This window comes from Stenotrophomonas sp. PFBMAA-4, assembly GCF_030053215.1.
In the GTDB taxonomy this organism is placed as follows: domain Bacteria; phylum Pseudomonadota; class Gammaproteobacteria; order Xanthomonadales; family Xanthomonadaceae; genus Stenotrophomonas.
In genome coordinates this window covers 1-26,106 of the sequence record NZ_JASGBW010000039.1, presented here as the reverse complement: position 1 = coordinate 26,106, position 26,106 = coordinate 1, and the positions used below count along the sequence as shown (strand labels likewise).

Sequence of the window (26,106 nt, the reverse complement as noted above, 5' to 3'; positions counted from 1 at the left end):
TCTCTTTGAAAAGCGCCCCGGGCGGGCGCCACTGCCATGTCCGAAGTCGCCAACGAAGCGTCGCGTCGCCGCACCTTCGCCATCATTTCCCATCCTGACGCCGGCAAGACCACGCTGACCGAAAAGCTGCTGCTGTTCGGAGGCGCGATCCAGATGGCCGGTTCGGTGAAGGGCCGCAAGGCCGCCCGCCACGCGACGTCCGACTGGATGGCGCTGGAAAAGGAGCGCGGCATCTCCGTCACCTCCTCGGTGATGCAGTTCCCGTACGAAGGCAAGATCGTCAACCTGCTCGACACCCCCGGCCACGCCGACTTCGGCGAGGACACCTACCGCGTGCTGACCGCGGTGGACTCGGCGCTGATGGTGATCGATGTGGCCAAGGGCGTGGAAGAGCGCACCATCAAGCTGATGGAAGTCTGCCGCCTGCGCGACACCCCGATCATGACCTTCATCAACAAGCTCGACCGCGAGGGCAAGGACCCGATCGAACTGCTGGATGAAGTGGAGACCGTGCTGGGCATCCAGTGCGCTCCGGTCACCTGGCCGATCGGCATGGGCCAGCGCCTGAAGGGCGTGGTGCACCTGCTGACCGGCGAGGTGCACCTGTACGAACCGGGCCGCAACTTCACCCGCCAGGATTCGACCATCTTCCCGTCCATCGATGCGCCCGGCCTGGCCGAGAAGATCGGTGCACAGATGCTGGCCGAACTGCGCGATGAACTGGAACTGGTGCAGGGCGCCAGCCACCCGTTCGACCTGGATGCCTACCGTGCCGGCAAGCAGACCCCGGTGTTCTTCGGTTCGGGCGTGAACAACTTCGGCGTGCAGCCGCTGCTGGACTTCTTCGTCGAGCACGCCCCGCCGCCGCAGGCGCGCACCACCACCGGCCGGATCATCGCGCCGGAGGAAAACAAGCTGAGCGGCTTCGTGTTCAAGATCCAGGCCAACATGGATCCGCAGCACCGCGACCGCGTGGCGTTCATGCGCATCTGCTCGGGCCGCTTCAGCGCCGGCATGAAAACCTTCCACGTGCGCACCGGCAAGGACATGAAGCTGGCCAACGCACTGACCTTCATGGCCAGCGACCGCGAGATCGCCGCCGAAGCCTGGCCGGGCGATGTCATCGGCATCCACAACCACGGCACCATCTCCATCGGCGATACCTTCACCGAAGGCGAAGCGGTCACCTTCACCGGCATCCCCAACTTCGCCCCGGAACTGTTCCGCCGCGCGCGCCTGCGCGATCCGCTCAAGCTCAAGCAGCTGCAGAAGGGCCTGGCCCAGCTGTCGGAAGAAGGCGCGACCCAGTTCTTCCGCCCGCTCACCAGCAACGACCTGATCCTGGGCGCGGTGGGTGTGCTGCAGTTCGACGTGGCCGCCTACCGCCTGAAGGACGAGTACGGCGTGGAAGCGACCTTCGAGCCGGTCAGCGTGACCACCGCCCGCTGGGTCCACTGCAGCAACGAGAAGAAGCTGGAAGAGTTCCGCGAGAAGAACGCGCTGAACCTGGCCCTGGATGCGGCCGGCCACCTGGTCTACCTGGCCCCGACCCGGGTGAACCTGCAGCTGGCCCAGGAACGCGCGCCGGACGTGCGCTTCTCGGCCACCCGCGAAGCAGCGCATACCGTCCCGGCGGGCTGACGCCCCGGGGTCGGATCCGCGCCCCGGTAGATCCACGCCATGCGTGGATGGGCGCGGATTCATCCCCCATACGGTGGCGGGGGTGCAAGCGCCCGCCATCGCGGCGATGATAGGGGGGCTGCGGGTCCCCCCTCCCCGCGAAATCCGTCCTTGCCATGTCCTCCACGACTGCTGCTTCCATCCGTGAAGAAATCGCCAGCGCCCTGACCCACGGGCTCGGCGCCGTGTTCGCGCTGGCCGCCAGCGCCGTACTGATCACCCTGGCCGCCATCTACGGCGACGGCTGGCAGCTTGCCAGCGCCATCGTGTTCGGCATCGCCCTGCTGCTGCTGTACACCGCTTCCACGCTGTACCACGCCATCCAGCACCCTACGGCGAAGGGCCGCCTGAAGGTCTTCGACCACTGCGCGATCTACGTGCTGATTGCCGGTACCTACACGCCATTCACCCTGATCGGCCTGCGCGGGCCATGGGGCTGGGGCCTGTTCACCGCCATCTGGGCCCTGGCCCTGGGCGGCGTGGTGTTCAAGCTGTTCTATACCGGCCGTTTCAAGGCCCTCTCCACCGGCATCTACATCGCCATGGGCTGGCTGGTGATCGTGGCGATCAAGCCGATGTGGGCCTCCATCGACGGCGGCACGCTGGCATGGCTGTTCGCCGGCGGCCTGTCCTACACGCTGGGCACCTACTTCTACCACCGCGAATCGATCCCCTATTCGCACGCGATCTGGCACCTGTTCGTGATCGGCGGCAGCGTCTGCCACTTTGTCGCGGTGACCATGCAGGTGCTGTAGCGAGGCCGTTCGGCGCCCATGTGCACGCCATGCACATGAGCGCTTCGCGCCCCGTCCACCCGGATGGGGCAACCATGGCAGCGTGAATGCTGCCCCTGCCCTTGCTGCGCCGCGCACGACGCGCTGGCGACTTCGCCGCCCCGGCCCGCGTGGCCAGCGCTGGCTGGCCGTGCTGGTGTTCCTGCTGGCCGCACTGCTGATCCTCATCGCACTGTGGGACTGGAACTGGTTCAAGGGCCCGGTGGAACGCGCGGTCCAGGCCCGTACCGGGCGCGCCCTGCACATCGGCCACCTGGACGTCGACCTCGGCCGTACCAGCACCATCCGCGCCGATGCGATCACCTTTGCCAATGCCACGTGGTCCAAGCAGGCCAACATGGCCAACGCGGATCGCGTGGAGATCGACATCCGGGTCTGGCCGCTGCTGCGCGGCAGCATCCAGTTGCCCGAAGTGCGCCTGACCCGCCCCGACGTCCTGCTGGAAACCGCCCCGCGCAAGGGCGAGCCCGGCAACTGGGATTTCCTGCCCGCCAGCGATGGCAAGAGCTCGCTGCAACTGAAGGGCCTGCGCATCGACGACGGGCGCCTGCAGTTCCTCGACGCGCTGGGCCGCACCGACATCCGCGTCGGCGTGCGCAGTGGTGAACCGAAACAGGCCGACGCCGCGCCCCCTCTGCTGGTGAAAGGCCAGGGCCGCTGGCAGGGCAACCCGTTCACCCTCAGTGGCGGCACTGAATCGCCGCTGCAGCTGACCGACAGCGAGCATCCGTTCCGCATCCATCTGGACGGTCGCGCCGGCGGCACCCACGCCGTGGCAACCGGCACGCTGACCAACCCGTTCGCGCTGCAGGTGTTCGACCTGCAGTTCGCACTCAGTGGCCAGGACCTGGCCGACCTCTACCCGCTGCTCGGCATCGCCATACCGCCCTCGCCGCCGTATGCCCTCGACGGCCGGCTCAAGCGCGACCACAACGTGTGGCGCTACGAAGGGTTCACCGGCAAGGTCGGCGACAGCGACCTGGGCGGTACCCTGCAGTTCGAAGTGGGCCGTGAGCGTCCGCGCCTGACCGCTACCCTGGAGTCGCGCCGGCTCGATTTCGACGACCTCGCCGGCTTCGTCGGTGCCCCGCCGAAGACCGGCGGCGGCGAGACCGCCAACGCCGAACAGAAGGCACAGGCTGCGCAGGTTGCCGCCAGCCCGCGGGTACTGCCGGACACCCCGTACAACCTGGGCAAGCTGCGCGCGATGGATGCCGACGTGCGCTGGAAGGCCCACCGCATCAATGCGCCCTCACTGCCGCTGGATGACATGGACGCGCACCTGCTGCTGGACGACGGTGTGCTGCGCCTGGACCCGCTCAACTTCGGCGTCGCCGGCGGTGACATCCGCAGCACCATCCGCATGGACGCGCGCCAGCCGCAGATTGCCACGGCCCTGAAGGCCAGCGTGCGCGGCGTGCAGCTGGGCCAGTTGTTCCCGGATGCGAAGCTGGCCGAACAGGCCAAGGGTGGTATCAGCGGCCAGATCGACCTGGCCGGCCGCGGCAACTCCATCGCCGCGATGCTCGGCAGCAGCAGCGGCGATGTCGGCGTGGCGATGGGCCGCGGCCATGTCGGCAACCTGGTGATGGAACTGGCTGGCCTGGACATCACCGAGTCGCTGAAATTCCTGTTCACCGGTGACCGGCAGATTCCCCTGCGCTGCGCCTTCGCCGATTTCGGCGTACGCGACGGCCTGATGACCAGCCGCGCACTGGCGGTGGACACCACCGACACCATCATCATCGGCGAAGGCACCGTGAGCCTGCGCGGCGAGCAGATGGACCTGCTGCTGAAGCCGCGGCCGAAGGACAAGAGCATCCTGGTGCTGCGTTCACCGCTGCGCATCGGCGGCACGTTCAAGGATCCCTCGTTCCGCCCGGACTTCAAGGCCCTGGGCCTGCGCGGTGCGGTTGCGCTGGCCCTGGGGACGATCGCCCCGCCGGCAGCGCTGCTGGCCACGATCGAAACGGGGCCGGGCAAGGATGCCAACTGCGGTGGGCAGTACGCCAAGTAGGTTTACAGCGTTGTTCGCGGCGCCTTCCGGTTCATGGGACGAGGCGGAGGGCTATCGCAGGCAGGACACGCGGTAAATACGTCCATGTAGCTCGTAGGCGCCATCCATGGCACCTACGATCCTGCCTGCGATAGCCCTCCGCCTCCTTACAGTTTCCTGCGCGCGCGGAACGAGAGCGGGAATTCAAAAGAAAAGAGCAAAAAGCAGAATCAAAAGCTGTGCCAACCAAGGTTGGCACCTACCAGAAGCGGGGGCTGCGAGTGCATGCACCGCGCTCGCGGGAACGTGTCCAGAGGCGGAGGGCATGGCCGTGCAGGACCGTAGGCGCCATGGGCCCGAGGCATGCCTCGGGCGGGTTGGGCAGGACGCCCAAACCCGGTCTTGCCGAGTGCGCAGGACAGCGCACTCGAGCAAGGCGCCATCGAGCCCACATGGACGTATTTACCGCGTGTCCTGCACGGCCATGCCCTCCGCCTCCCACGCATCAGGAAGGCGCTGCTCTTGCGCTCTGGCTCTGGCTCTGGCTCTGGCTTCAGAAAGCGGGCCGGCGGGCTGCAAGCCCGCCAGCGAAAAACTCACCCCGCCACGATGTACTGCTGCAGCTGGTCCAACTCCCGCCGCTGCGCGTCGATCACCGCCTTCACCAGGTCGCCGATCGAAATCACCCCCAGCACCGATCCGCCCTCCACCACCGGCAGGTGACGGATGCGGTAGTCGGTCACCAGCTGCAGGCAGTGCTCCACCTGCTCGCCCGGCGACACCGTCACCACCTTCGCCGTCATGATTTCGGACACCGCCGTATCGCGCGAGGAACGATCGTGCAGCACGATCTTGCGCGCGTAATCGCGCTCGGACAGGATCCCGACCAGTCGCGGCCCGTCCATCACCAGCACCGCACCAATGCCCTTCTGCGCCATCAGCCGGATCGCATCGATCACCGCCGCGCCGGGCGCGACCGCATGCACTTCAGGGGACTTGCCGTCCAACAGTTGCCGTACCGACGTCATCTGCCTGCCCTCCCAGGGTGGGTTGCAGGCCCGAGTCTGCCACGGAAGGTGCTAGCCACGCGTCAACCAGGTACAGCGGCCGCTGCTTGGACTCCTCGTACAGGCGGCCCAGGTACTCCCCGACCAGCCCCAGGGCGATCAGCTGCACGCCGCCCAGGAACAGGATCACCGCCATCATCGTCGGCCAGCCCGCCACACGGTCGCCGTACAGGGCGGCCTTGACGATCACCCACACGCCAAACACGAACGCCGCCGCGGCGGTCGCCAGGCCCAGGTAGGTCGCTGCCCGCAGCGGGACGGTGGAAAACCCGGTGATGCCTTCCAGGGCGAAGTTCCACAGGTTCCAGAGGCTGAACTTGCTGTTGCCGGCCAGTCGCGCATGGCGGTGGTAGGGCACGGCCACGCGGCGGAAGCCCACCCAGCTGAAGAGGCCTTTCATGAAGCGGTGGCGCTCGCGCATCTCGCGCAGCGCGCTCAGCGCGCGCGCCGAAAGCAGGCGGAAGTCGCCGGTATCGGCGGGAATCGGCGTGCGCGAGAGGCGGCCGATCACGCGGTAGAACAGGGCCGCCGTGGCGCGCTTGCTCCAGCTTTCGCCGTCGCGCACCCGGCGCGTGCCGTAGACGTTGTCATAGCCTTGCTTCCAGTACGCGACGAAGGTCGGCACCAGTTCCGGCGGATCCTGGCCATCGGCATCGAGGATCATCGCCGCCCCTTCGCGCACCTGGTCCAGGCCGGCGGTCAGCGCGGCCTCCTTGCCGAAGTTGCGCGACAGCCGCAATGCCGAGACGCGCGGATCGGGATGGGCCAGGTGTTCGATCACTTCCCAGGTGGCGTCGGTGCTGCCGTCATCGACGTACAGGATGTGGCCGTCGACATCGCCCAGCGCGTCGAGTACCGCGCACAGGCGCGGGTGTAGCTGGGGCAGCGCCAGTTCCTCGTTATGGGCGGCGATGACGAAGGTCAGGCGTTGGCGGCTCATGCCTTGATTGTACGTCGCTGGCGGGCTTGCAGCCCGCCGGCCCGCTTTTAAAGGCCAGAGCCAGAGCTCAAGAGCAGCGCCTTCCTGATGCGAGCACGAGGCGGAGGGCATGGCCGTGCAGGACACGCCGTAAACCCATCCATGGGGGCTCGGTCGGCGCATCCATGCGCCTCACGGTCCTGCACGGCCATGCCCTCCGCCTCTGGACACGTTCCCGCGAGCGCGGTGCATTTCAGAGCCGATCACCCGCTTCTGGTAGATGCCAACCTTGGTTGGCACAGCTTTTGATTCTGCTTTTTGCTTCTTTCTTTTGAATTCCCGCTCTCGTTCCGCCCGCGCAGGAAACTGTCCGGAGGCGGAGGGCTACCGCAGGCAGGACCGTAGGCGCCATGGACGGCGCCTACGAGCTACATGGACGTATTTACCGCGTGTCCTGCCTGCGGTAGCCCTCCGCCTCACCCATGAACCGGAAGGCGCCGCGAAACGATCAACCGTTACTCCTCCAGATACCCCGCCCCGCCCAGCTGCCGGGCCTGCCGCTGTATCCACGCCGCCCGCCGCTGCACGTACGGCCCCGGCTTGGCCGCGTTGTACCGCCGCGGCGCCGGCAGCACCGCCGCCAACCGGGCACTCTCGCCCGGTGCCAGCCGCGCCGCGTCCTTGCCCCAGAACGTCCGTGCCGCTGCCTGCGCGCCGTACACGCCATCACCAAACTCGGCGATGTTGGCGTACATCTCCAGGATCCGCTCCTTCGGCCAGAACGCCTCGATCAATACCGTGTACCAGACCTCCAGGCCCTTGCGGATCCAGCTGCGGCCCTGCCAGAGGAACAGGTTCTTGGCCACCTGCTGGCTGATCGTGCTGGCCCCGCGCAGGCGCCCGCCCTTGGCGTTGTGGTCACGTGCCTTCTCGATGGCCTGCAGGTCGAAACCGTTGTGGTCGGGGAAGCGCTGGTCCTCGGCCGCCACCAGCGAGATCGGCAGGCTCGGGGCCATCTGGTCCAGGTCGCGCCACTGGTAATGCAGCCGGTAGGACCAGTCACCCTCGCCCAGCGCCTCGCCGTAGCGCCACACCATCACCGTGGACAACGGCGGGTCGACGAAGCGCAGCACCAGCACCTGCAGGCAACTGAAGCCCACGAACAGCACCGGCAGCCACAGCAACCGCTTCCAGCGCCAGCGTCGGCGCACCGGCGTGGTCGCTGCGGCCCCTGCGGCCTCCACCTTGTCCTGCTCTCCCCCTGCCCCCATTACTGGTGCATCCTTCTCATGCCTGGTTGTCGGCGCATTATCCGGCAACCGCCCCTGTTTACGCGCGATGTGAGCCGATGACCGCCCAACCCGATTCCCTGATCCGCTTCCTGCTGCCCGACGCCGGCGTCCGTGGCGTGCACGTGCAACTACAGGCCACCTGGCAGGAAATCCTGTCCCACGCCGTCTACCCGGACAACGCCGCCGAACTGCTCGGCGAGGCCTGCGTGGCCTCGGCCCTGTTCACCGGCCACACCAAGGTGGACGGCCGCCTGTCCATCCAGCTGCGCAGCAACACCGGCCTGCGCACCCTGTTTGCCGAGTGCACCGCCGCCGGCACCCTGCGCGGCATCGCCCAGCTGGCCGACGGCGCCGACGCGCCGCGCGACCTGTCCAGCCTGGGCAGCGACGCCCTGCTGGCGATCACCATCGAGAACCCGGGCCTGGACCCGCGCGAACCGCAGCGCTACCAGAGCCTGGTGGCACTGACCGCGCCGGCGCTGGATGAGGCCTTCGAGGACTACTTCCGCCAGTCCGAGCAGCTGCCGACCCGCCTGCTGCTGGCCGCCGACCGCAACGGCGCCGTGGGCCTGCTGCTGCAGAAACTGCCCGGCGACGAAGGCGACGACGACGGCTGGGCCCGCGCCAGCGCCCTGTTCGACACCCTGGGCAAGGCCGAACTGCTGGCCACCCCGGCCGAGCAGATGCTGCACCGCCTGTTCCACGAGGAGAAGCCGGAACTGATGGGCAGCAGGCCGCTGGCCTTCGGCTGCTCCTGCTCGCACGAGCGGGTGGCCTCGATGCTGGTCTCGCTGGGTGAGGAAGAAGCCCGCGCGGCCGCCGAAGACACCGGTTCGGTGGACGTGCGCTGCGAATTCTGCGGACGGGAGTATCACTTTCCTTTGACGGAGTTCGGCATACTGTTCCACGGTGCCGAGGGGACTGTACCGGCACCTGAACGACTTCAATGAATGAGCAGGTCTTGTGTTCTGGGGAGGATCAAGGCTTGTTAAGATTTCATAAACACCCTAGGATCGAGTTCCCGCCCCAGCGGGAACTTCCGCTGCTCATCCCTGTCTGAACTGGTCCGATGCGTACCTTCCTGCGTCTACCGCTGGCCCTGCTGATCGCCCTTGGCGCGATCACGGGCGCGCATGCGCAGAGCAAGGACACCCGCACCGTGCTGCCGGTCTGGAACAAGGGCAGCGGCAAGGTCGAGGCCCTGCTGTACCTGGAACCGACCGGTGAGCAGGCCGCCGGTGCCCGCTGGCACTTCGGCCGCAACTCGCTGGACGCCGCCTTCGGCCTGTCCTCGGGCGATTCGCTGGGCCTGCTGTGCAACAGCAGCAGCGGCACCAGCATCAGCGGCCTGGCCAGCCAGTGCATGCTGGCGAGCCTCGGCGATGACGATGACGGCATCGGCCCGAACTCCCGTCGCCTGACCGGCACCGCCGCGTTGAACCGGGGCGTCAACCGCCTGGGCATCACCGCCGGCACCAGCCGCGAGACGCTGCCGGCCTGGCTGGCCTCGCCGAACAAGACCCCGTCCCTGCGCGCCGAGCAGAACGACCTGACCGTGTTCGCCCAGCGCAACATCGGCCGCGAAGGCTTCGTCTCCATCGCCGGTACCTACGCCAAGGCGCGCCTGGTGCCGATTTCCGATGCATCGCCGGCGCTGGTCGACCGCTGGGACAGCAAAAGCCTGAGCCTGGGTGCCGGTTACGGCAACTTCACCGGCAGCATCATCGGCCGCGTGGTTGACGTTCCCGGCAAGCCGGGCAAGTGGGAGGGCCTGGGCATCGGCCTGACCTGGCGTACCCCGTGGTCGGGGCAACTGACCGTCGGTGCCGAGAACGTGATCAGCCGCGGCAAGAATCCGTTCTCCCCGCGCAACGAAAGTAACGACGACGGCACCGTGCCGTACGTACGCTACGAGCAGGACCTGTAAGCGCGTACAAGCGACCGGGCCTATCCAGTATCCAGCAGCGGGCGCCACAAGGCGCCCGTTTCGTTTTTGTACCGTTGTGTCAAGGCTGAACGGCCGACTCGGTACATTTCGATACCCGTCGACACCTATCTACTGAAAGTTTTTTTCCTTTCTGCATCGGTCCGGTGCGGCGACAACCTGCCCTGCCCCGGCATAAGTCATTGAAATCAAATATCTCCTTTCAGGTGAAACCGTATGAATTGCGTGAATTAACACGGCTTTAATTTTTCGGGGGGGGCCGTTACTATCGATTCAGCCTCGTATTTTTTGGAGCCCTGTTTGGCTCCGTGTGCGCAGGCATTACCCCAGCCAAGTTTTCTTGGAGAGAGAGAGCCAATGAATTTCAAGTCCAACACGCTGCGTGACGCTGTCGTCGTCGCGCTGATCGCTGGTGCGGCAACGTCCGTCACCGCCCAGGCGCAGGAAGCGACCAACCTGGATCGCATCTCGGTCACCGGCTCGCGCATCAAGAGCACCGACATCGAGACCTCGCAGCCGGTTCTGAGCCTGACCCGCGCAGACATCGAAAAGCAGGGCGTGACCTCGGTCGCCGACATCCTGCAGCGCGTCGCCGCCAACGGCGCGGCGCTGAACCGCACCTTCAACAACGGTGGTGATGGTTCGTCCGGCATCAGCCTGCGCAACCTGGGCGCCGAGCGCACCCTGGTCCTGGTCAATGGCCGCCGCTGGACCACCGGCCTGGACGGCAGCGTCGACCTGAACACCATCCCGGTGGCGATGATCGACCGCATCGACGTTCTGAAGGACGGCGCTTCGACCATCTACGGTTCGGACGCCATTGCCGGCGTGGTGAACATCATCACCAAGCAGAACTTCGACGGCGCCGAAGCGAACGTCTACAAGGGCCAGTACAGCGCTGGTGACGGCGAGCGCGAAGCCGCCGACTTCACCATCGGCACCACCACCGACCGTGCGTCGGTCGTGATGGGCGTGTCCTACGTGAACGAAAAGGCAGTCATGGCAGGTGATCGCAAGATCTCTGCAGGCGGCCCCCCGTTCTTCGGCGGCCAGAGCAGCACCGGCATCCCGGGCTCGTACATCCGCAATGACGAGCGCTACGTCATCATCGACGGTGTTGAAACCCCGTTCGATTCCAATGTCCACGGCTACAACACTTCGCCGGACAACTACCTGCTGACCCCGAACGAGCGCACCTCGCTGTTCGCCACCGGCTCGTACAGCGTCACCGACAACATCACCTTCCGCACCGAGGCGATGTACAACGAACGCAAGTCCGAGCAGCTGCTGGCTGCCATGCCGGTCACCGGCATGACCCTCAGCGCCGACAGCATGTACAACCCGTACGGCGAAGAGCTGACGGGCGTGAACCGCCGCTTCAATGAAACCGGCGGCCGTTCGTTCAACCAGAACGTCAAGAACTGGCACTTCTACGGTGGCTTCGAAGGCTTCTTCGAGTTTGCTGGCCGCAACTTCGACTGGGATGTTGGCTACCGCTACGACAAGACCGACCAGAACGACCTGACCTACGGCCTGTTCAACGTGCAGCGTCTGGATGAAGCCTATGGCCCGTCGGCAATGCAGGGCGGCCAGGCTGTCTGCCTGACCGCAGGCGGCGATGTGATTCCGGGCTGCGTGCCGATCAACCCGCTGGGCGGCCTCGGCTCGGTCAGCCAGGCAGCACTGGACTATGCATCGTTCACCGCGCATGACTCGGCCAGCCTGGTTTCCAAGAGCTACTACGCGAACATCTCCGGTGAAATCGTCCAGCTGCCGGCCGGCTCGCTGAGTTTCGCAGCCGGCTATGAAGGCCGTAAGGAAAGTGGCCAGTTCGATCCGGATGCGTTCATTGCTGCTGGCCTGAGCACCGGCAACGGCGCCGCACCGACCAAGGGTGGCTACGACCTGGATGAGGTCTTCCTGGAACTGTCGGTTCCGTTGCTGGCTGACCTGCCGGGTGCGAAGCTGCTGGACCTGAGCATTGCCTCGCGCTTCTCCGACTACAGCAACTTCGGCAACACCACCAACAACAAGTTCGGTTTCCGCTGGAAGCCGATCGACGACCTGATGGTGCGTGGTAACTACTCCGAAGGCTTCCGCGCGCCGAGCATCAACAACCTGTACCGCGGCGACACCGATTCGTTCGAAACCTATGCCGATCCCTGCTCGGCCTCCAGCGGCCGTCGCACCGGTGCGGTTGCCGTACAGTGCGCCGCCGAAGGCGTGCCGGCAAACTTCCAGCAGCCGGGTGCCGGCAGCGGCGCCAACAAGCAGACGCCGGAACCGTTCACCTGGACCTCGAACCCGGATCTGAAGCCGGAAACCTCGACCAGCAAGACGCTGGGCCTGGTGTGGAGCCCGAGCTTCGTGCAGGGCCTGAACGTGACCCTGGACTGGTGGCAGATCAAGATCGAAAACGCGATCACCCGCCCGGCCATCCAGGACATCATGGATCGCTGCTACGGCGGTTCGCCGCAGGAACAGGCAGCCTACTGTGGCCTGATCACCCGTGATCCGAACTACGGTACTGCCACCCAGCGCTACACCATCACCAACGTCGACATGCCGCTGCAGAACCTGGCGTCCTACAAGGTCGAAGGTTGGGATCTGGGCATCGTGTACAAACTGCCGGAAACCTCGTTCGGTCAGTTCAGCATCAGCCTGGACGGCACCTACCTGGCCAAGTGGGACACCAAGTCGACTGAAGATGCTCCGCTGGATGGTCGCGCCGGTCGCTACCTCGACCAGGATCCGTACTGGCGTGTCCGTTCCAACGTGTACGTCGATTGGTCGTACGGCGATTTCGGCATCAACTACGGCCTGCGCTACAAGTCCGGCATGACCGAAGACTGCCCGTTCGATCCGGTGGGTGACGCCGACCTGGTGGGCTACTGCTCCGATGGCCAGAACGGCAAGAACCACATGGGTGCCACCACCTACCACGACGTCCAGTTCCGCTACAACACGCCGTGGAATGGCACGGTCATGCTCGGCCTGAACAACGTGTGGGACAAGAACCCGCCGGTTTCCTACTCCACCTCGTACAACATGTTCGACCCGCAGTACGACCTGCCGGGCCGCTACATGTACATGCAGTACAAGCAGAAGTTCTGATCGGTTGATTGATCTGTAACTGCAGCAACGGCCCCGCAAGGGGCCGTTGTTTTTTGTGCCGCCGCTGGCGGTGCCGGCACCCACGAAAAAGGCCGCGGCAATGCCGCGGCCTTGTTTCATGCCACACGCAAGCGCACTCAGCCGTTCGGGATCAGCGTCTCGATCAGGTGCTCGACGTAGGCTTCGAAATCCTCGCGTGCCTGCTTGGGCTGCTGCAGCTGCAGCGACAGCTGCAGGAAGCCGACGTAGGCCGCGTAGGCCAGGCGCGCGCGATGGCGTGCATCGGTCGAACTGAGTCCGGCCTGGCGGAACGAGGCCACCAGGTAATCCAGGCGGCGCTGCGAGACCCGGTCGATCACCGGCCGCACCATCGGGTGGTCCAGCGCCTTCAGCAGCTCGCTGTAGATGATGTGCGGCTGCACTTCGTGGGCCACCATCTGGAACAGCTGGCGCAGGCGCGCGCGCGGATCGGGCACGTCTTCCAGGCTGCCGAAGACCTGCTCCTGTTCGAACAGTTCCCAGCGTTCCAGCGCGGCCTGCAGCAGCGCATCGCGCGAGGGGAAGTGCCAGTAGAAGCTGCCCTTGGTCACGCCCAGGCGGCGCGCCAGCGGCTCCACCGCGACGGCGCCCACACCTTGTTCAGCGATCAGGTCGAGGGCCGCCTGTGCCCAGTCTTCGGCACTGAGGCGGCTGTTGCGGCCGGCACGCGGTTCGCCGGCAGAAGCGTCAGGTTGATTCATGGAGTGATTTAACCATACGGCGGGGTTCGTTGCAGTACGCCGTTGCGGCCGAAACTGTCGCGGCACGGGGGATGGCACCTTCCGCAGCGCACCATACTGCATGGTATTGACTTCCATCACCAGCCATCCATACTAGCGAGTATGGTTACGTCCCCTACTCCCGCTGCGTTCCATGACCTGCGCCTGGAGGCGGCCCATGGCGCCCGCCTGGCGGCCACCGCCAGCGACCACGGTCGCCGCGGCCGCGTGCTGTTCGCGCATGGCTTCGGCCAGACCCGCCACGCGTGGAATGCCACCGCCCGGGCACTGTCCGCCGCCGGACTGCAGACGCTGGCCTACGATGCGCGCGGCCACGGCGATTCGGACTGGAACGCCGCCGACCTGCCCTACCACGGTGAACAGTTCGCTGATGACCTGATCGTGCTCGCCGGCGAGCAGCCGCGCCCGCCGGTCCTGGTGGCCGCCTCGATGGGGGGCCTGTTCGGCCTGCTCGCCGAATCGCGCTGGCCGGGCCTGTTTTCGGCGATGGTGCTGGTGGACATCACCCCGCGCTGGGACACCGCCGGCGTCGAACGCATCCTCGCCTTCATGACCGCCCATCCCGATGGCTTCGCCTCGCTGGCACAGGCCGCCGACGTGATCTCCGCGTACATGCCGCACCGCCCGCGCAAATCCGAGCAGTCGCTGCGTGCACTGCTGCGCGAGGATGGCCACGGCCGCTGGCGCTGGCACTGGGATCCGCGCCTGGTGGCCGAACTGGCCCGCGACAGCGAGCAGCACCAGGACGCGCTGGCCGAGGCCGCACGGCAGGTGAAGTGCCCGCTGCTGCTGGTCAGTGGCGGCCGCAGCGATCTGGTCACGCCGCAGACCGTCGCCGAATTCCTGGCATTGGCGCCGCACGCGCGCCACGTACAGTTGCCGCAGGCCACGCACATGGTCGCCGGTGATGACAACGACGCCTTTACCGCTACTGTGTTGGACTATCTGGACGTGTTGCCTGCGGTGGATGCCGCAGCTTCGTCCGCCACAAACGAGCACGTCACCGGAGCACGCTCATGAGCATCGTTCTTCCCTTCCTCGCCCTGCTGCTGGCAGGCGCGTTCGTCGCCTACCACCGCATGCGCCTGCTGACCTGGACGCTGATCAGCCTGGCGCTGCTGGCGGCCTGCTGGTTCGTGCCCTACGTCAACCAGACCGCCACGATCGTCGCTGCGGCCGTGCTGGCCGTCATCGCCGTGCCGCTGCTGCTGCCGTTCATCCGCAAGCCGCTGCTGACCGGCCCGATGATGAAGGTGTTCCGCAAGGTGCTGCCGCCGCTGTCGCAGACCGAGCGCATCGCGCTGGAAACCGGCTCGGTCGGTTTCGAAGGCGAGCTGTTCACCGGCGATCCGGACTGGAACATCCTGCTGAACTACCCCAAGCCGCAGCTGACCGCCGAAGAGCAGGCCTTCCTCGATGGCCCGGTCGAAGAGCTGTGCACCATGGTCAACGACTGGGAAATCACCCACGTCCATGCCGACCTGCCGCCGGAATTGTGGGCCTTCATCAAGAAGAACAAGTTCTTCGGCATGATCATTCCGAAGGAATACGGCGGCCTGGGCTTCTCCGCGCTGGCCCACCACAAGGTGATCCAGAAGCTGGCGTCGGTGTCTTCGGTGGTCAGCTCCACCGTCGGCGTGCCGAACTCGCTGGGCCCGGGTGAACTGCTGGTGCATTACGGCACCCAGGAACAGAAGGACCAGTACCTGCCGCGCCTGGCCGATGGCCGCGAGGTGCCGTGCTTCGGCCTGACCGGCCCGTTCGCCGGCTCCGACGCCACCTCGATTCCCGACTACGGCATCGTCTGCAAGGGCGAGTGGGACGGCGAGCAGGTGCTCGGCGTCAAGCTGACCTTCGACAAGCGCTACATCACCCTGGCCCCGGTCGCTTCGCTGATCGGCCTGGCCTTCCGCATGTACGACCCCGATGGCCTGATCGGCGAAACCCGCGACATCGGCATCACCCTGGGCCTGCTGCCACGCGATACCGCCGGCGTGGAGATCGGCCGTCGCCACTTCCCGCTGAACTCGACCTTCCAGAACGGTCCGATCAAGGGCAAGGATGTGTTCATCCCGCTGACCCAGCTGATCGGCGGTGCCGCCATGGCCGGCAAGGGCTGGAACATGCTCAACGAGTGCCTGGCCGTGGGCCGCTCGATCACCCTGCCCTCCACCGCCAGTGGCGGTGCCAAGGCCGGCGCAGCGGTCACCGGCGCCTACGCGCGCATCCGCAAGCAGTTCGGCCTGTCGGTCGGCCGCTTCGAGGGCGTGGAAGAAGCGCTGGCCCGCATCGGCGGCAAGGCCTACAAGATCAGCGCGCTGTCGCAGGCCACCGCCGCTGCGGTCGACCGTGGCGACGTGCCGTCGGTGCCGTCGGCAATCGCCAAGTACCACTGCACCAGCATGAGCCGTGAAGTGATTTCGGACATGATGGACGTCATCGGCGGCAAGGGCATCATCCTCGGGCCGCGCAACTTCGCCGGCCGCAGCTGGCAGGCCGCGCCGATCGCGATCACCGTGGAAGGCGCCAACATCATGACCCGCAGCCTGCTGATCTTCGGCCAGGGTGCGATCCTCTGCCACCCGTGGGTGCTGAAGGAAATGAAGGCCGCGCAGGACCCGGACACCCGTGCCGGCCTGCAGGACTTCGACCGCAGCCTGTTCGGCCACATCCGCTATGGCATCTCCAATGCCGTGCGTTCGTTCTGGTTCGGCCTGACCGGTGCGCGCTTCGGTGCCGCCCCGGGCGATGCCTACACCCGCCGCTACTTCCGCAAGCTGGACCGCTATTCGGCCAACCTGGCGCTGATGGCCGACATCTCGATGATGACCCTCGGCGGCAAGCTGAAGTTCAAGGAATCGCTGTCCGGCCGCCTGGGCGACGTGCTGAGCCATGTCTACATGACCAGCGCCATGCTCAAGCGCTACCACGACGAAGGCGCACCGCAGGCCGACCAGCCGCTGCTGGCCTGGGCCTTCCATGACAGCGTGCACAAGATCGAAGAGTCGCTGTCGGCGGCCCTGCGCAACTTCCCGATCCGTCCGATCGGCTGGCTGATGTGGGCGCTGATCTTCCCGCTCGGCCGTCGTGCCGAAGCCCCGGGCGACCGCCTGAGCCGTCGTGTCGCCGCCCTGCTGATGGCGCCGAACGAGGCGCGCGACCGCCTGGCCAGTGGCGTGTTCCTGACCCCGTGCGAAAACAACCCGGGTGGCCGCATCAACAGCTACCTGAGCAAGGCGATCATGGCCGAGCCGGTGGAGCGCAAGTTCCTGAAGGCGCTGAAGAGCAAGGGCATCGAGGCGCTGGACTTCAAGGCGCAGCTGGACGAAGCCGTGGCCGAAGGCGTGATCACCCAGGACGAGCGCAGCCTGCTGGAAGAACTGCGCACGCTGACCCTGGACACCATCACCGTGGACGACTTCGACACCCACGAACTGCGTGCGGCCAGCTACTACGACCGCCAGCACAAGGACCCGCATTCGCAGGCAGCTTGATCGCCTGCGTCATGCGCATACGGAAACGGCGGGCTTCGGCCCGCCGTTTTTGTTTGTGCACCGCAACCGTAGAGTCGAGCTTGCTCGACTGGGGCCCGAAAAAGCAGTCGAGCAAGCTCGACTCTACAAAACGATTACGCCGGCACGAACCACCAGGCCACCGCCGCCAGCAGGGCCGGCACGGCCTGGATGAAGAAGATGCGCTTGTTGACGCTCCAGGCGCCGTAGCAGCCGGCCACGATCACGCAGCCCAGCGAGAAATTCACCAGCATCGGCAGGTGGTCGAACAGGCCCCAGAACAGGCCTGCGGCGAGGAAGCCGTTGTACAGGCCCTGGTTGGCCGCCAGCACGCGGGTGATCTCTGCCTTCTCCGGGGTGTTGCGGAACGTCTTCAGGCCCAGCGGGCGGGTCCACAGGAACATCTCCAGCACCAGGAAGTAGACGTGCAGCAGTGCGACCAGCAGGGTCAGGGCGAGTGCGATCCAGTACATGGCGGATTTCCTTGGATGGATTGATGGGGTGATGGGGTCGGAGCCCTCTCCATGGGAGAGGGATCCGACCCCGCGCGACTCAGCGGTCGCGCGGCAGCTTCTTCTCTTCGCGCAGCACGCCGAACGCGGCCAGGGTCATGCACGCCGCCACCAGCATGCCGCCGGCGAACACCACATGCGATCCGAACAGCGACAGCGCCTTGTGCACCCAGGTGAAGCTCAGGTCGGCACCGCGGTAGACCACGGTGTCGATGGCCGCGCCGGCCTTGTAGCGCCACTGGCGGTCCACGCGGGTGTAGATGGTCTCGCGGGCGGGCTTGAACAGCGAGAACTCGCTGGCCCGGGTCAGCACCTGCACCACCGCCACCATCATCGGCAACGGCGAGGCGGCCAGCACCGAGAAGCCGATCAGGATGGCAAAGGCAGGAATCAGCAGCGCCGGTGCGATGCCATGGCGCGACAGCAGCCAGCGGGTCAGGCTGAGCTGCAGCAGCAGGGTCAGCGCATTGACCGCCAGATCGATGCGCGAGAAGAACGCGGTGCTGGCCGCCGGGTCGCTGAAGGCCGCGCGCACGATGCTGGCCTGCTGGTTGTACAGCAGGGTGCCCACGCCCACGCCGAACACCACCAGGACCGCCAGCCAGCGCAGCAGCGGCTCACGCACGATCAGCTTGAGGCCATCGAGCACGCTGCCGCCCATCGGCTTTTCGCCGGACACCAGCTGCTGCTCGCGCTCGCGCAGCACCGCCCAGTGCCGCAGCCGCCAGATGCAGAACAGGCAGACCACCAGGAAGCCGGCCGAGACCAGCATCAGGTTGGCGATGCCCACGCGCTGCACCAGCGCGCTGGTGAGGACCGGGCCGAGGAAGGCGCCGACCGTGCCGGCCGCGCCGATGTAACCGTAGTACGCGCGTGCCTGCACGTTGCTGAAGACATCGGCCATGAAGCTCCAGAACACGGCCACCGCGAACAGGTTGAAGACCATCACCCAGAGGAAGAAGGCCATGCCCCGCCCCGGCACGCCGCTGTCGAACAGCACGTAGAACACCAGCAGGGTGGCGATGAAGAAGCCATACACCACCGGCAGGAACACCCGCCGCGGGAAGCGGCTGACCAGCCAGCCATAGACCGGCTGCAGCACCAGCATGATCAGGAACACGCAGCTGAACAGGAACTGCAGGACGAAGTCCTTCAGGGCGATGCCGTGGCTGGCGAACCAGCCGATCAGCAGCGGCGGGAACACCGTCTCCAGATCGGACGAGGCGGCCATCGCCTCGCGCACCGGGCGCAGCACGTAGTAGCCGCTGAGCAGGCAGAAGAAATACAGGAACGACCACCACAGCGCCGGCGATTCGCGCAGCGCCGCCACAAGCCCGCGCAGCGGCCCCTTGCCAGTGGCCCCGCTCACGCGGTGGCCCCGGCCGGGACGCGGCAGTTGGATGGCGGCATGACAGGCTCCGGGGGCAGTGAAGCGCGTACGTTAGACAATGCACTGCAACATCGCCAGCACACCGTGCGCGATGCCCGCAGGCGGGCTCATGCGGAAGCCGTCTGCGGTCGCGTCCAGACCCTGTCGCCGAGCGTCAAAAATCCAACTTTTTCAAACAGATGCGCATTCATCTTCGCTTTGTTTGTGCACAGGCGAAAAGCGGCGCTAGAATCACAAACAGCAGTCGCGCACGGGTCCAACCGATGAAAATGAACAACCTGCGTCGCCCGGTCCGGGCGGCGACCACCGGTTTGCTGGGCATGTTGATGCCCGTGGCCTTGTCCACCACCGCGCAGACACCGCCGGCCCTGCCGCCGATGCCGACCAACATCGAAACCGCCGCGGGCCCGGGCATCGCCCACACCCAGCCGGCGGCGTACCGCACCGGGCTGGTGCCGCAGGTGCAGCTGCCTGCCGCAGGCTTCAACGTCGCCCACATTGAATCGATGGCGCAGCAGCTCACCTATGGCGAGCGCGTGCCGGGCATGGCCGTGGCCATCGTGCAGGGCGGCCGCGTGCTCAGCGCGCGCGGTTACGGCGTCACCGACGTCAACAATCCGCTGCCGGTCGATGCGCATACCGTGTTCCGCCTGGCCTCGCTGTCCAAGGCCTTCGCCGGCACCATGGCCGGCCTGCTGGTCAACGACGGCACGCTGCGCTGGGACAGCAAGGTGACCGACTACGTGCCGGGCTTCCGCCTCAATTCGCCCGAAGCGACCGACCGCCTGACCGTGGCCGATGTGCTCAGCCACCGCGTCGGCCTGCCCTACAACGCCTACGACCGCGACATCGAAGGCAACGCCGAGTACTACTCGCTGACCCAGAAGCTGGCCAACACCAGCCTGAAGTGCCTGCCCGGCGACTGCTACGCTTACCAGAACGTGGCCTTCAGCCTGATCGGCGACGTGGTCTATGCCGCCTCGGGCAGCTTCTACGAACAATCGGTCGAGCGCCGCATCTTCAAGCCGCTGGGCATGAACGATGCCAGCCTCGGCCTGGCCGGCATCCAGGCCAGCTCGCGCTGGGCGCGCCCGCACGTGCGCAGCCGCAATGGCTGGGTATCGCTGACGCCGAAGCCGACCTACTACCGCGTCGCCCCGGCCGCCGGCGTCAACGCCAGTGCCAGCGACATGGCGCAGTGGCTGCTGGCACACACCGGGCATCGCCCCGACGTGCTGCCGGCACCGCTGCTGGCCACCCTGCATTCGAGCCTGATCAACACCCCGGGCGAGATGCGCTCGGGCTGGCGCCGTGAGCGCCTGCACTCGGCCGGCTACGCGCTGGGCTGGCGCACCTTCGATTACGCCGGCCACGACGTGGTCTTCCATGCCGGTGCGGTGCAGGGCTATCGCGGCCTGGTCGCACTGGTGCCGGAGCGTGACCTCGGCATCGCCATCCTGTGGAACGGCGAGAGCGGCCTGCCCAGCGGCCTGCTGCCGACCGTGCTCGATTCGGCGCTGGGCCTGCCGGCGCAGCGCTGGCTGGACGTGGACACCGATTTCGGCAGCGACAGCCTGATGGCCGAGGGCGCGACCCCGGCGCAGCAGGACAAGCGCAAGGGCAAGGGCGCCTCGGGCAACCGCGCCGTGGCCTCGCCGCGCTGAGCGCGGTTGCCTTGCCGGTGATGGGTAGAGTCGACTGTCAGTCGACTCCCGCGGTGCCGGATCGAAACGCAGTCGACTGACAGTCGACTCTACCCACGGCGGTGAAGCAGACGCAGGCTCAGTGCGCGAAGTAGTGCATGCCGCCATCCACCGGGATCACCGCGCCGGTGATGTAGCCCGCCAGCGGCGACGCGAGAAATGCCACCAGTGGCGCCACCTCCTCCGGTTCGCCAAAGCGGCCGATGGGAATGTTACGGTCGATGAACGCTCGCCGGCTTTCCTCGGTGGGATGCAGGCGGCCGAGGATCTGCGCGCTGTTGATGCGCCCCGGCGCGAGGGTGTTGATCGTCACGCCCTGCGCCGCCACCTCCGATGACAGGCCCTTGCTCCACAGGTGCAGCGCGGCCTTCGCCGCCGTGGCGGCATTCACCGCACGCGGCTCCATCGAGCCACTGAAGTTGATCACCCGCCCCCAGCCCTGCGCCTGCATGCCGGGCAACAGCGCCTGGGTCAGCCGCCGCGACGCGGAAAAGTTCAGCGCCATCGCCTCCTCCCATACGTCATCAGCGGCGTCGACAGACGTCGGCCGCGAGCCACCCGCGGCATTGACCAGGATGTCCACGCGCTGCAGCGCGTCCTGGGCCCCAGCGGCGATGCGTGCCACCTGCGCGGCGTCGGTGAGGTCACCCGGCAGGATCAGCGGCGCGGCTGCACCGCCAGCGGCGATCTCCGCCGCCAGCGCCTGCAGCGGCTCCTGCCGCCGCGCGGTGATCGCGATGCGTACGCCGAGCGCCGCCAGCTGCCGCGCAACCGCAGCGCCGATGCCGCTGCCTGCGCCGGTGACCAGCGCGGTCCGTCCTTCAAGCTTCAGATCCATGGTGTTCTCCCATCTGCATCGCCGGCACATCCGGCCCATGCAGCGCATGCTCTTCGATCACCCCTGATTGATAAACTCCGCGCAGGTTTCAGCATTCAACACCCGGGGTGTCAGATGAACCTGCTGGAAAGCATGCAGGTCTACGTGCTGATCGTGGACAAGGGCAGTCTCAGTGCAGCGGCGGCGGCCATGGACATCTCAGCGACCATGGCCGGCAAGCACCTGCGTACACTGGAAACGCGGCTGGGCATGCAGCTGCTCAGCCGCACCACGCGCCGCCAGCACATGACGCCCTTCGGCGAGGACTACTACGCACGCTGCAGGGACATCCTGCGGCTGGTCGAGGAGACCGATGCGCAGGCCGCGCACCAGCAGTTGGCACCGGCCGGTACGCTGCGCATCAGCGCGCCGGTGATCTTCGGCACGCACGCGCTGGTGCCTGCCCTGGCCGAGTACATGCAGCGCCATCCACACGTGCGGGTGGAGGCGACGTTGAGCGACCGCGTGGTCGACCTGGCCGAGGACGGCGTCGAGGCCGCGCTGCGCATCGGCACCCTGGCCGACAGCAGCACGCTGGTCGCCCGCCCGCTGACGCCCTACCGGCTGATGATGTGCGCCTCGCCGGCCTACCTCGCCCGCCACGGTACGCCGCGCACGCTTGCCGACCTGGCAGCGCACCAGTGCCTGTCATTCAGTCCCAGCGCGCTGGCGCAGTGGCGGGAGGGCGATGCTGGCGGGCTGGAGCATATCGCCGCTGCGCGCCTGCAGATCAACAATGGCGAAGCGCTGCGTGCGGCGGCACTGCATGGGCTGGGCATCGTGCTGCAGTCGAACCAGCTGATGTCCGCCGACGTCGCCGCCGGACGCCTGGTGCAGTTGTTTCCGGAACATGGCCGGACCGGCCGGCCGATGCACGTGGTCTATTCCCACGACCGCTACCCATCCACCCGCCTGCGCAGCTTCGTCGACTTCCTGGTGGAGCGCTTTCCTCCGGCGCCGCACAGGTAGAGTCGGCCTGCGGTCGCCCATAAAAAAACCCCCTCCCCGCTGGGCAGCCAGGGAAGGGGGTTTCAGGGTACGGTTATCGGGAAGTACTTAGATCAGCGGCGCCGGGGTTGCCGGCAGAGCGACCGGAGCGGCCTTCTTCTTGCGGGCGGCCGGCTTGCGCTTGGCAACCTTCTTGGCAGCCTTCTTCGGGGCAGCCTTCTTGGTGGCCTTCTTCGCAGTGGCCTTCTTGGCAGTCTTCTTCACTGCCTTCTTGGCGACCTTCTTTACGGCCTTCTTCGCGGTCTTCTTTGCCGGCTTCTTGGCAACCTTCTTCGCCGCCTTCTTCACTGCCTTCTTCGCAGTGGTCTTCTTGGCGACCTTCTTGACGGCCTTCTTCGCGGTCTTCTTTGCCGGCTTCTTGGCGACCTTCTTCGCCGCCTTCTTCACTGCCTTCTTCGCAGTGGTCTTCTTGGCGACCTTCTTGGCGACCTTCTTCACGGCCTTCTTGGCGGTCGCCTTCTTCGCGACCTTCTTCACTGCCTTCTTGGCAGCGGCCTTCTTAGCGACCTTCTTCACCGCTTTCTTGGCGGCGGGCTTTTTCTTCGCAGCTTTCTTGGTTGCCATGGGATGGCTCCTCGTCAGTGATAGGGAGTTGAAACGCCCAGGTGGATCAAACCCGCGGTTGCTGCGTGCGGGGACCGCCGGCGCGTCAGGCGCGCCGTTACGGATGCGGCAATGCCCGCCTCGATCGGCGGAGCGGGCATCGGAACGGGAGATGCCTTGCATTTCTCCGGGGGAAGCGGGGCCATGTCCACCGTCATGAGGATCGCGGTGGTCTTGAAGGGGCTGCTTCGCATCGGACGATTGATTCTGCGCACTCGGTTTGGCAGGCAAGGTCTGCTGAGGCGAAACCTAATCACGGTTTTTTTTACTGTCAACAACCCCCGCGAAAAAATTTCACATCCGCGTCCATCCGAACGCCGCCGGCACCGCCACCACGCGGCACCTTCCCGGCCCTGCATCGCGCACCGCCAACGTCACGCGCAGCAACACGTGATCGCACCTGCTGAATAAAAAACGCTTGAAATAAGCACTCTGCGTTGATAGGCGACGACAGATGCCGCGCCATGCACCACGTCGTCCGGCACACGCCATCGCACTCGCCCGCCGCACCACAACGGGTCTGCAACGGGGGGTAAAAGTTTTCACATCCGAACACGCAAACGCGGGACGGAAACGCGGATTTGCGCAAAACTGCGCACGCCTGATCGCGCCGTTCGATGCCGCCTGATGCCATGCCGAAGGTGTGCCGCGAACCCGATGGCATGAGTCGACGACGGAGGCTGGAACGAAAACGGCCACCCGAAGGTGGCCGTTCTGGAAGCAGGAAGCGAGGACTCAGTGGTCTTCGTTTTCCAGGGCTTCGGCGTACGCGTCCGGATCCAGCAGCTCGTTGAGCTCGTCGGCGTTGGTCAGCTCGACCACGTACATCCAGCCTTCGCCGTAGGCATCTTCGTTGATGGTTTCCGGCTTGTCCGACAGCGCCGAGTTGACCTCGACGATCGTGCCGCTGACCGGGCTGTAGACGTCCGAGGCGGCCTTGACCGACTCGACGACGGCGATCTGCTCGCCCGCCTTGGCGTCGGCACCGACTTCGGGCAGCTCGACGTAGACCAGGTCACCCAGCAGGCCCTGGGCATGGTCGGAAATGCCGACGGTGACGCGGCCGTTGCCTTCAACGCGGGCCCACTCGTGGGACTTGAGGAACTTGAGGTCGCCGGGGATCTCGCTCATGGGAACTGCTCCAGGTTTTGCAGGGGGTGGAAAAATCGGGGCTAGTGTAACCAACCGGCCGCCACTGCTGTCAGTGACGACCGGCACGTTCGGATCAGGCGTCGGCCAGCACGCCGGGCTGGGCCTGGCCTTCGCGGACGAACGGGAACTTGACCACGCGCACCGGCACCTGCCGGCCACGGATGTCGACGGTGACCTGGCCGAGCTCGCCAGCCGGAACGCGGGCGAAGGCGATGCCCTTGGCCAGCGTCGGCGAGAACGTGCCGGACAGGATTTCGCCCTGGCCGCCAGCGGTGGTCACCGCCTGGCCGTGGCGCAGCACGCCCTTCTCGTCCATCACCAGGCCGATCATCTGGCGCGCATTGCCGGCGGCTTTCTGCGCCTCCAGCACGTCGCGGCCGATGAAGTCGCGGCCTTCGTCCAGCGACACGGTCCAGGCCAGCGCCGCTTCGTACGGGCTGATCGCTTCGTCCATGTCCTGGCCATACAGGTTCATGCCGGCTTCCAGGCGCAGGGTGTCGCGCGCGCCGAGGCCGGCCGGCTTCACGCCCGCCGCCAGCAGGCGGTTCCAGAACGCGACCACGGCGTCCTGCGGCAGCAGGATCTCGAAGCCGTCTTCGCCGGTGTAGCCGGTGCGGGCGACGAACAGTTCGACGCCGTCGTCCGCCGTGACCTGCAGGGCGGCGAAGCGGCCGAGCTTGGCCAGCGCATCGCGGTCGGCGCCGCCGACCAGGCCGACGACGCTGTCGCGCGCCTGCGGGCCCTGCACGGCGAGGATGGCCAGGTCCGGGCGCTGCTCGACGCTGACGCCGAACGGCGCTGCCTGTTCGCGCAGCCAGGCCAGGTCCTTCTCGCGGGTGGAGGCGTTGACGACCATGCGGAAGAAGTCATCGGCGAGGTAGTAGACGATCAGGTCGTCGATGACGCCGCCGGCCGGATTCAGCATGCACGAGTAGAGCGCCTTGCCCGGCACCTTCAGCTTGTCGATGGAGTTGGCGAGCAGGCGGCGCAGGAACGGCTTGACCTGCTCGCCGCGCAGGTCGACCACGGTCATGTGGCTGACGTCGAAGACACCGGCTTCGCGGCGCACCAGGTGGTGTTCGTCCAGCTGCGAGCCGTAGTGGATGGGCATGTCCCAACCCCCGAAATCGACCATCTTGGCGCCGAGGGCGCGGTGGGTATCGTTGAGCAGCGTCTTCTGGGTCATGACCGGTCCGGCAGCAGGGTAAACAAGAACGGCCATTATCCCAGATCGGTCGGCGCCAGGCGTGCCGCAGCGCAGCGGGGGTTGTGTTTGGCCGGCCTGCGGCCGGCGCCGCTTTTCTACAAGCGCAGAGCCTGGGTTCGTCGGCTCTGGGTTGTCTGGGTTTGGGCGGGGCGGCGTGACCGCGCGGGGGACGCCGTAAACCCATCCCTGGGGGCTTGGCCGCGGCATCCATGCCGCGGACACCCCCGCGCGGCCACACCGCCCCACCCCTGCCAGGTTCCGTGGTGACGGTTGGCAAGTGCCAGAGCAGAGCAAAGGCAAGAGCAGATGTGGATGTCGATACATATATAGAGAGGGGTCGGAGCCCTTTCCTGCGGAAAGGGACCCGACCCTGCGAGCGCAGCGACCGGCTTTTGCTCTTTATTTCTTTTCCGTGGGCTGGACGCGCACGGAAACTGTCGGGGGTGGGGGGGGGGGGGGGGGGGGGGGGGGGGGGGGGGGCGGGGGGGGGGGGCGGGCGCGCCCCCCGGGGGGGGGGGGGGGGGGGGGCGCGGCCCCCCCCCCCCCCCCCCCCCCC

21 protein-coding genes are annotated in these 26,106 nt (G+C 66.6%); 11 read left to right on the top strand and 10 right to left on the bottom strand.

Annotated features, from left to right (window positions below):
* The first annotated feature begins 36 nt into the window (after window positions 1-36).
* The 3 genes from QMZ26_RS19070 (at window position 37) to QMZ26_RS19060 (ending at window position 4,491) form a co-directional block, all read left to right on the top strand.
* On the top strand, window positions 37-1,641 hold the full coding sequence (locus QMZ26_RS19070) for a peptide chain release factor 3 (protein ID WP_283222363.1): 1,605 nt from the start codon (window positions 37-39) through the stop codon (window positions 1,639-1,641).
* 155 nt (window positions 1,642-1,796) lie between these two features.
* Window positions 1,797-2,435: a hemolysin III family protein gene (locus QMZ26_RS19065; RefSeq protein WP_200734016.1), complete on the top strand. Its 639-nt coding sequence runs from the start codon at window positions 1,797-1,799 to the stop codon at window positions 2,433-2,435.
* A gap of 82 nt (window positions 2,436-2,517) precedes the next feature.
* Window positions 2,518-4,491 carry an AsmA family protein gene (locus QMZ26_RS19060; RefSeq protein WP_283222362.1) on the top strand — a complete coding sequence of 658 codons (1,974 nt, stop codon included), beginning with the start codon at window positions 2,518-2,520 and terminating at the stop codon, window positions 4,489-4,491.
* A 575-nt stretch (window positions 4,492-5,066) separates the two neighbouring features.
* Here QMZ26_RS19060 and QMZ26_RS19055 read toward each other — a convergent pair.
* The 3 genes from QMZ26_RS19055 to mtgA all read right to left on the bottom strand — a co-directional run bounded on the left by QMZ26_RS19055 (window position 5,067) and on the right by mtgA (window position 7,727).
* Window positions 5,067-5,498: a CBS domain-containing protein gene (locus QMZ26_RS19055; RefSeq protein WP_079222826.1), complete on the bottom strand. Its 432-nt coding sequence runs from the start codon at window positions 5,496-5,498 to the stop codon at window positions 5,067-5,069.
* Window positions 5,458-6,477 carry a glycosyltransferase family 2 protein gene (locus QMZ26_RS19050; protein WP_283222361.1) on the bottom strand — a complete coding sequence of 340 codons (1,020 nt, stop codon included), beginning with the start codon at window positions 6,475-6,477 and terminating at the stop codon, window positions 5,458-5,460. The genes QMZ26_RS19055 and QMZ26_RS19050 overlap by 41 nt, the downstream gene beginning before the upstream one ends.
* A gap of 494 nt (window positions 6,478-6,971) precedes the next feature.
* A complete protein-coding gene (mtgA, locus tag QMZ26_RS19045; protein ID WP_283222360.1) occupies window positions 6,972-7,727 on the bottom strand; it encodes a monofunctional biosynthetic peptidoglycan transglycosylase in 756 nt (251 codons plus the stop codon).
* A gap of 77 nt (window positions 7,728-7,804) precedes the next feature.
* On the opposite strand from mtgA, the gene QMZ26_RS19040 reads away from it, so the two are divergent.
* From QMZ26_RS19040 to QMZ26_RS19030, 3 genes are all read left to right on the top strand, one after another.
* Window positions 7,805-8,698 carry an Hsp33 family molecular chaperone HslO gene (locus tag QMZ26_RS19040; RefSeq protein WP_079222829.1) on the top strand — a complete coding sequence of 298 codons (894 nt, stop codon included), beginning with the start codon at window positions 7,805-7,807 and terminating at the stop codon, window positions 8,696-8,698.
* Window positions 8,699-8,817: 119 nt separating this feature from the next.
* Complete coding sequence (locus QMZ26_RS19035; RefSeq protein WP_079222830.1) at window positions 8,818-9,675, top strand: hypothetical protein; 858 nt, start codon at window positions 8,818-8,820, stop codon at window positions 9,673-9,675.
* A 375-nt stretch (window positions 9,676-10,050) separates the two neighbouring features.
* Window positions 10,051-12,807, top strand: coding sequence for a TonB-dependent receptor (locus QMZ26_RS19030; protein WP_283222359.1), 2,757 nt, complete (start codon window positions 10,051-10,053; stop codon window positions 12,805-12,807).
* Between the two features lie 137 nt (window positions 12,808-12,944).
* On the opposite strand, the gene QMZ26_RS19025 is transcribed toward QMZ26_RS19030, so the two are convergent.
* Window positions 12,945-13,547, bottom strand: a complete 603-nt coding sequence (locus tag QMZ26_RS19025; protein ID WP_079222832.1) for a TetR/AcrR family transcriptional regulator — start codon at window positions 13,545-13,547, stop codon at window positions 12,945-12,947.
* A 141-nt stretch (window positions 13,548-13,688) separates the two neighbouring features.
* Between QMZ26_RS19025 and QMZ26_RS19020 the strand changes: the two genes are divergently transcribed.
* Window positions 13,689-14,606: an alpha/beta hydrolase gene (locus QMZ26_RS19020; protein WP_108747205.1), complete on the top strand. Its 918-nt coding sequence runs from the start codon at window positions 13,689-13,691 to the stop codon at window positions 14,604-14,606.
* Complete coding sequence (locus QMZ26_RS19015) at window positions 14,603-17,080, top strand: acyl-CoA dehydrogenase (protein ID WP_283222358.1); 2,478 nt, start codon at window positions 14,603-14,605, stop codon at window positions 17,078-17,080. Before QMZ26_RS19020 ends, QMZ26_RS19015 begins: the two co-directional genes overlap by 4 nt.
* 134 nt (window positions 17,081-17,214) lie before the next feature.
* On the opposite strand, the gene QMZ26_RS19010 is transcribed toward QMZ26_RS19015, so the two are convergent.
* On the bottom strand, window positions 17,215-17,571 hold the full coding sequence (locus QMZ26_RS19010; RefSeq protein ID WP_079222835.1) for a DUF1304 domain-containing protein: 357 nt from the start codon (window positions 17,569-17,571) through the stop codon (window positions 17,215-17,217).
* Between the two features lie 79 nt (window positions 17,572-17,650).
* Window positions 17,651-18,979 (bottom strand): MFS transporter, encoded by a 1,329-nt coding sequence (locus QMZ26_RS19005; RefSeq protein WP_283222357.1) that lies wholly within the window; start codon window positions 18,977-18,979, stop codon window positions 17,651-17,653.
* 284 nt (window positions 18,980-19,263) lie between these two features.
* Here QMZ26_RS19005 and QMZ26_RS19000 point away from each other — a divergent pair, with 284 nt between their 5' ends.
* A complete protein-coding gene (locus QMZ26_RS19000) occupies window positions 19,264-20,664 on the top strand; it encodes a serine hydrolase domain-containing protein (protein WP_108769672.1) in 1,401 nt (466 codons plus the stop codon).
* A 118-nt stretch (window positions 20,665-20,782) separates the two neighbouring features.
* Here QMZ26_RS19000 and QMZ26_RS18995 read toward each other — a convergent pair whose 3' ends face one another.
* The gene (locus tag QMZ26_RS18995) at window positions 20,783-21,541 is read right to left on the bottom strand and encodes an SDR family oxidoreductase (protein WP_283222356.1); all 759 of its coding nucleotides are present in this window, start codon (window positions 21,539-21,541) and stop codon (window positions 20,783-20,785) included.
* A 114-nt stretch (window positions 21,542-21,655) separates the two neighbouring features.
* Between QMZ26_RS18995 and QMZ26_RS18990 the strand changes: the two genes are divergently transcribed.
* Window positions 21,656-22,549, top strand: a complete 894-nt coding sequence (locus QMZ26_RS18990) for a LysR substrate-binding domain-containing protein (protein ID WP_283222355.1) — start codon at window positions 21,656-21,658, stop codon at window positions 22,547-22,549.
* A gap of 87 nt (window positions 22,550-22,636) precedes the next feature.
* Here QMZ26_RS18990 and QMZ26_RS18985 read toward each other — a convergent pair whose 3' ends face one another.
* Window positions 22,637-23,152: a hypothetical protein gene (locus QMZ26_RS18985; protein ID WP_283222354.1), complete on the bottom strand. Its 516-nt coding sequence runs from the start codon at window positions 23,150-23,152 to the stop codon at window positions 22,637-22,639.
* Window positions 23,153-23,263: 111 nt separating this feature from the next.
* Between QMZ26_RS18985 and QMZ26_RS18980 the strand changes: the two genes are divergently transcribed.
* Complete coding sequence (locus tag QMZ26_RS18980; protein ID WP_283222353.1) at window positions 23,264-23,602, top strand: hypothetical protein; 339 nt, start codon at window positions 23,264-23,266, stop codon at window positions 23,600-23,602.
* A gap of 324 nt (window positions 23,603-23,926) precedes the next feature.
* Here QMZ26_RS18980 and gcvH read toward each other — a convergent pair whose 3' ends face one another.
* Both gcvH and gcvT read right to left on the bottom strand, forming a co-directional pair.
* Window positions 23,927-24,322 (bottom strand): glycine cleavage system protein GcvH, encoded by a 396-nt coding sequence (gene gcvH, locus QMZ26_RS18975; protein WP_200733963.1) that lies wholly within the window; start codon window positions 24,320-24,322, stop codon window positions 23,927-23,929.
* Between the two features lie 94 nt (window positions 24,323-24,416).
* Window positions 24,417-25,529, bottom strand: a complete 1,113-nt coding sequence (gene gcvT / locus QMZ26_RS18970; protein ID WP_079222842.1) for a glycine cleavage system aminomethyltransferase GcvT — start codon at window positions 25,527-25,529, stop codon at window positions 24,417-24,419.
* Between the last annotated feature and the right edge of the window lie 577 nt (window positions 25,530-26,106).

Coding starts and splice junctions, on each gene's coding strand:
- QMZ26_RS19070 (WP_283222363.1), top strand. CDS start 37: ATGTCCGAAGTCGCCAACGAAGCGTCGCGTCGCCGCACCTTCGCCATC.
- QMZ26_RS19065 (WP_200734016.1), top strand. CDS start 1,797: ATGTCCTCCACGACTGCTGCTTCCATCCGTGAAGAAATCGCCAGCGCC.
- QMZ26_RS19055 (WP_079222826.1), bottom strand. CDS start 5,498: ATGACGTCGGTACGGCAACTGTTGGACGGCAAGTCCCCTGAAGTGCAT.
- QMZ26_RS19050 (WP_283222361.1), bottom strand. CDS start 6,477: ATGAGCCGCCAACGCCTGACCTTCGTCATCGCCGCCCATAACGAGGAA.
- mtgA (WP_283222360.1), bottom strand. CDS start 7,727: ATGGGGGCAGGGGGAGAGCAGGACAAGGTGGAGGCCGCAGGGGCCGCA.
- QMZ26_RS19040 (WP_079222829.1), top strand. CDS start 7,805: ATGACCGCCCAACCCGATTCCCTGATCCGCTTCCTGCTGCCCGACGCC.
- QMZ26_RS19035 (WP_079222830.1), top strand. CDS start 8,818: ATGCGTACCTTCCTGCGTCTACCGCTGGCCCTGCTGATCGCCCTTGGC.
- QMZ26_RS19030 (WP_283222359.1), top strand. CDS start 10,051: ATGAATTTCAAGTCCAACACGCTGCGTGACGCTGTCGTCGTCGCGCTG.
- QMZ26_RS19025 (WP_079222832.1), bottom strand. CDS start 13,547: ATGAATCAACCTGACGCTTCTGCCGGCGAACCGCGTGCCGGCCGCAAC.
- QMZ26_RS19020 (WP_108747205.1), top strand. CDS start 13,689: ATGGTTACGTCCCCTACTCCCGCTGCGTTCCATGACCTGCGCCTGGAG.
- QMZ26_RS19015 (WP_283222358.1), top strand. CDS start 14,603: ATGAGCATCGTTCTTCCCTTCCTCGCCCTGCTGCTGGCAGGCGCGTTC.
- QMZ26_RS19010 (WP_079222835.1), bottom strand. CDS start 17,571: ATGTACTGGATCGCACTCGCCCTGACCCTGCTGGTCGCACTGCTGCAC.
- QMZ26_RS19000 (WP_108769672.1), top strand. CDS start 19,264: ATGAAAATGAACAACCTGCGTCGCCCGGTCCGGGCGGCGACCACCGGT.
- QMZ26_RS18995 (WP_283222356.1), bottom strand. CDS start 21,541: ATGGATCTGAAGCTTGAAGGACGGACCGCGCTGGTCACCGGCGCAGGC.
- QMZ26_RS18990 (WP_283222355.1), top strand. CDS start 21,656: ATGAACCTGCTGGAAAGCATGCAGGTCTACGTGCTGATCGTGGACAAG.
- QMZ26_RS18985 (WP_283222354.1), bottom strand. CDS start 23,152: ATGGCAACCAAGAAAGCTGCGAAGAAAAAGCCCGCCGCCAAGAAAGCG.
- QMZ26_RS18980 (WP_283222353.1), top strand. CDS start 23,264: ATGCCCGCCTCGATCGGCGGAGCGGGCATCGGAACGGGAGATGCCTTG.
- gcvH (WP_200733963.1), bottom strand. CDS start 24,322: ATGAGCGAGATCCCCGGCGACCTCAAGTTCCTCAAGTCCCACGAGTGG.
- gcvT (WP_079222842.1), bottom strand. CDS start 25,529: ATGACCCAGAAGACGCTGCTCAACGATACCCACCGCGCCCTCGGCGCC.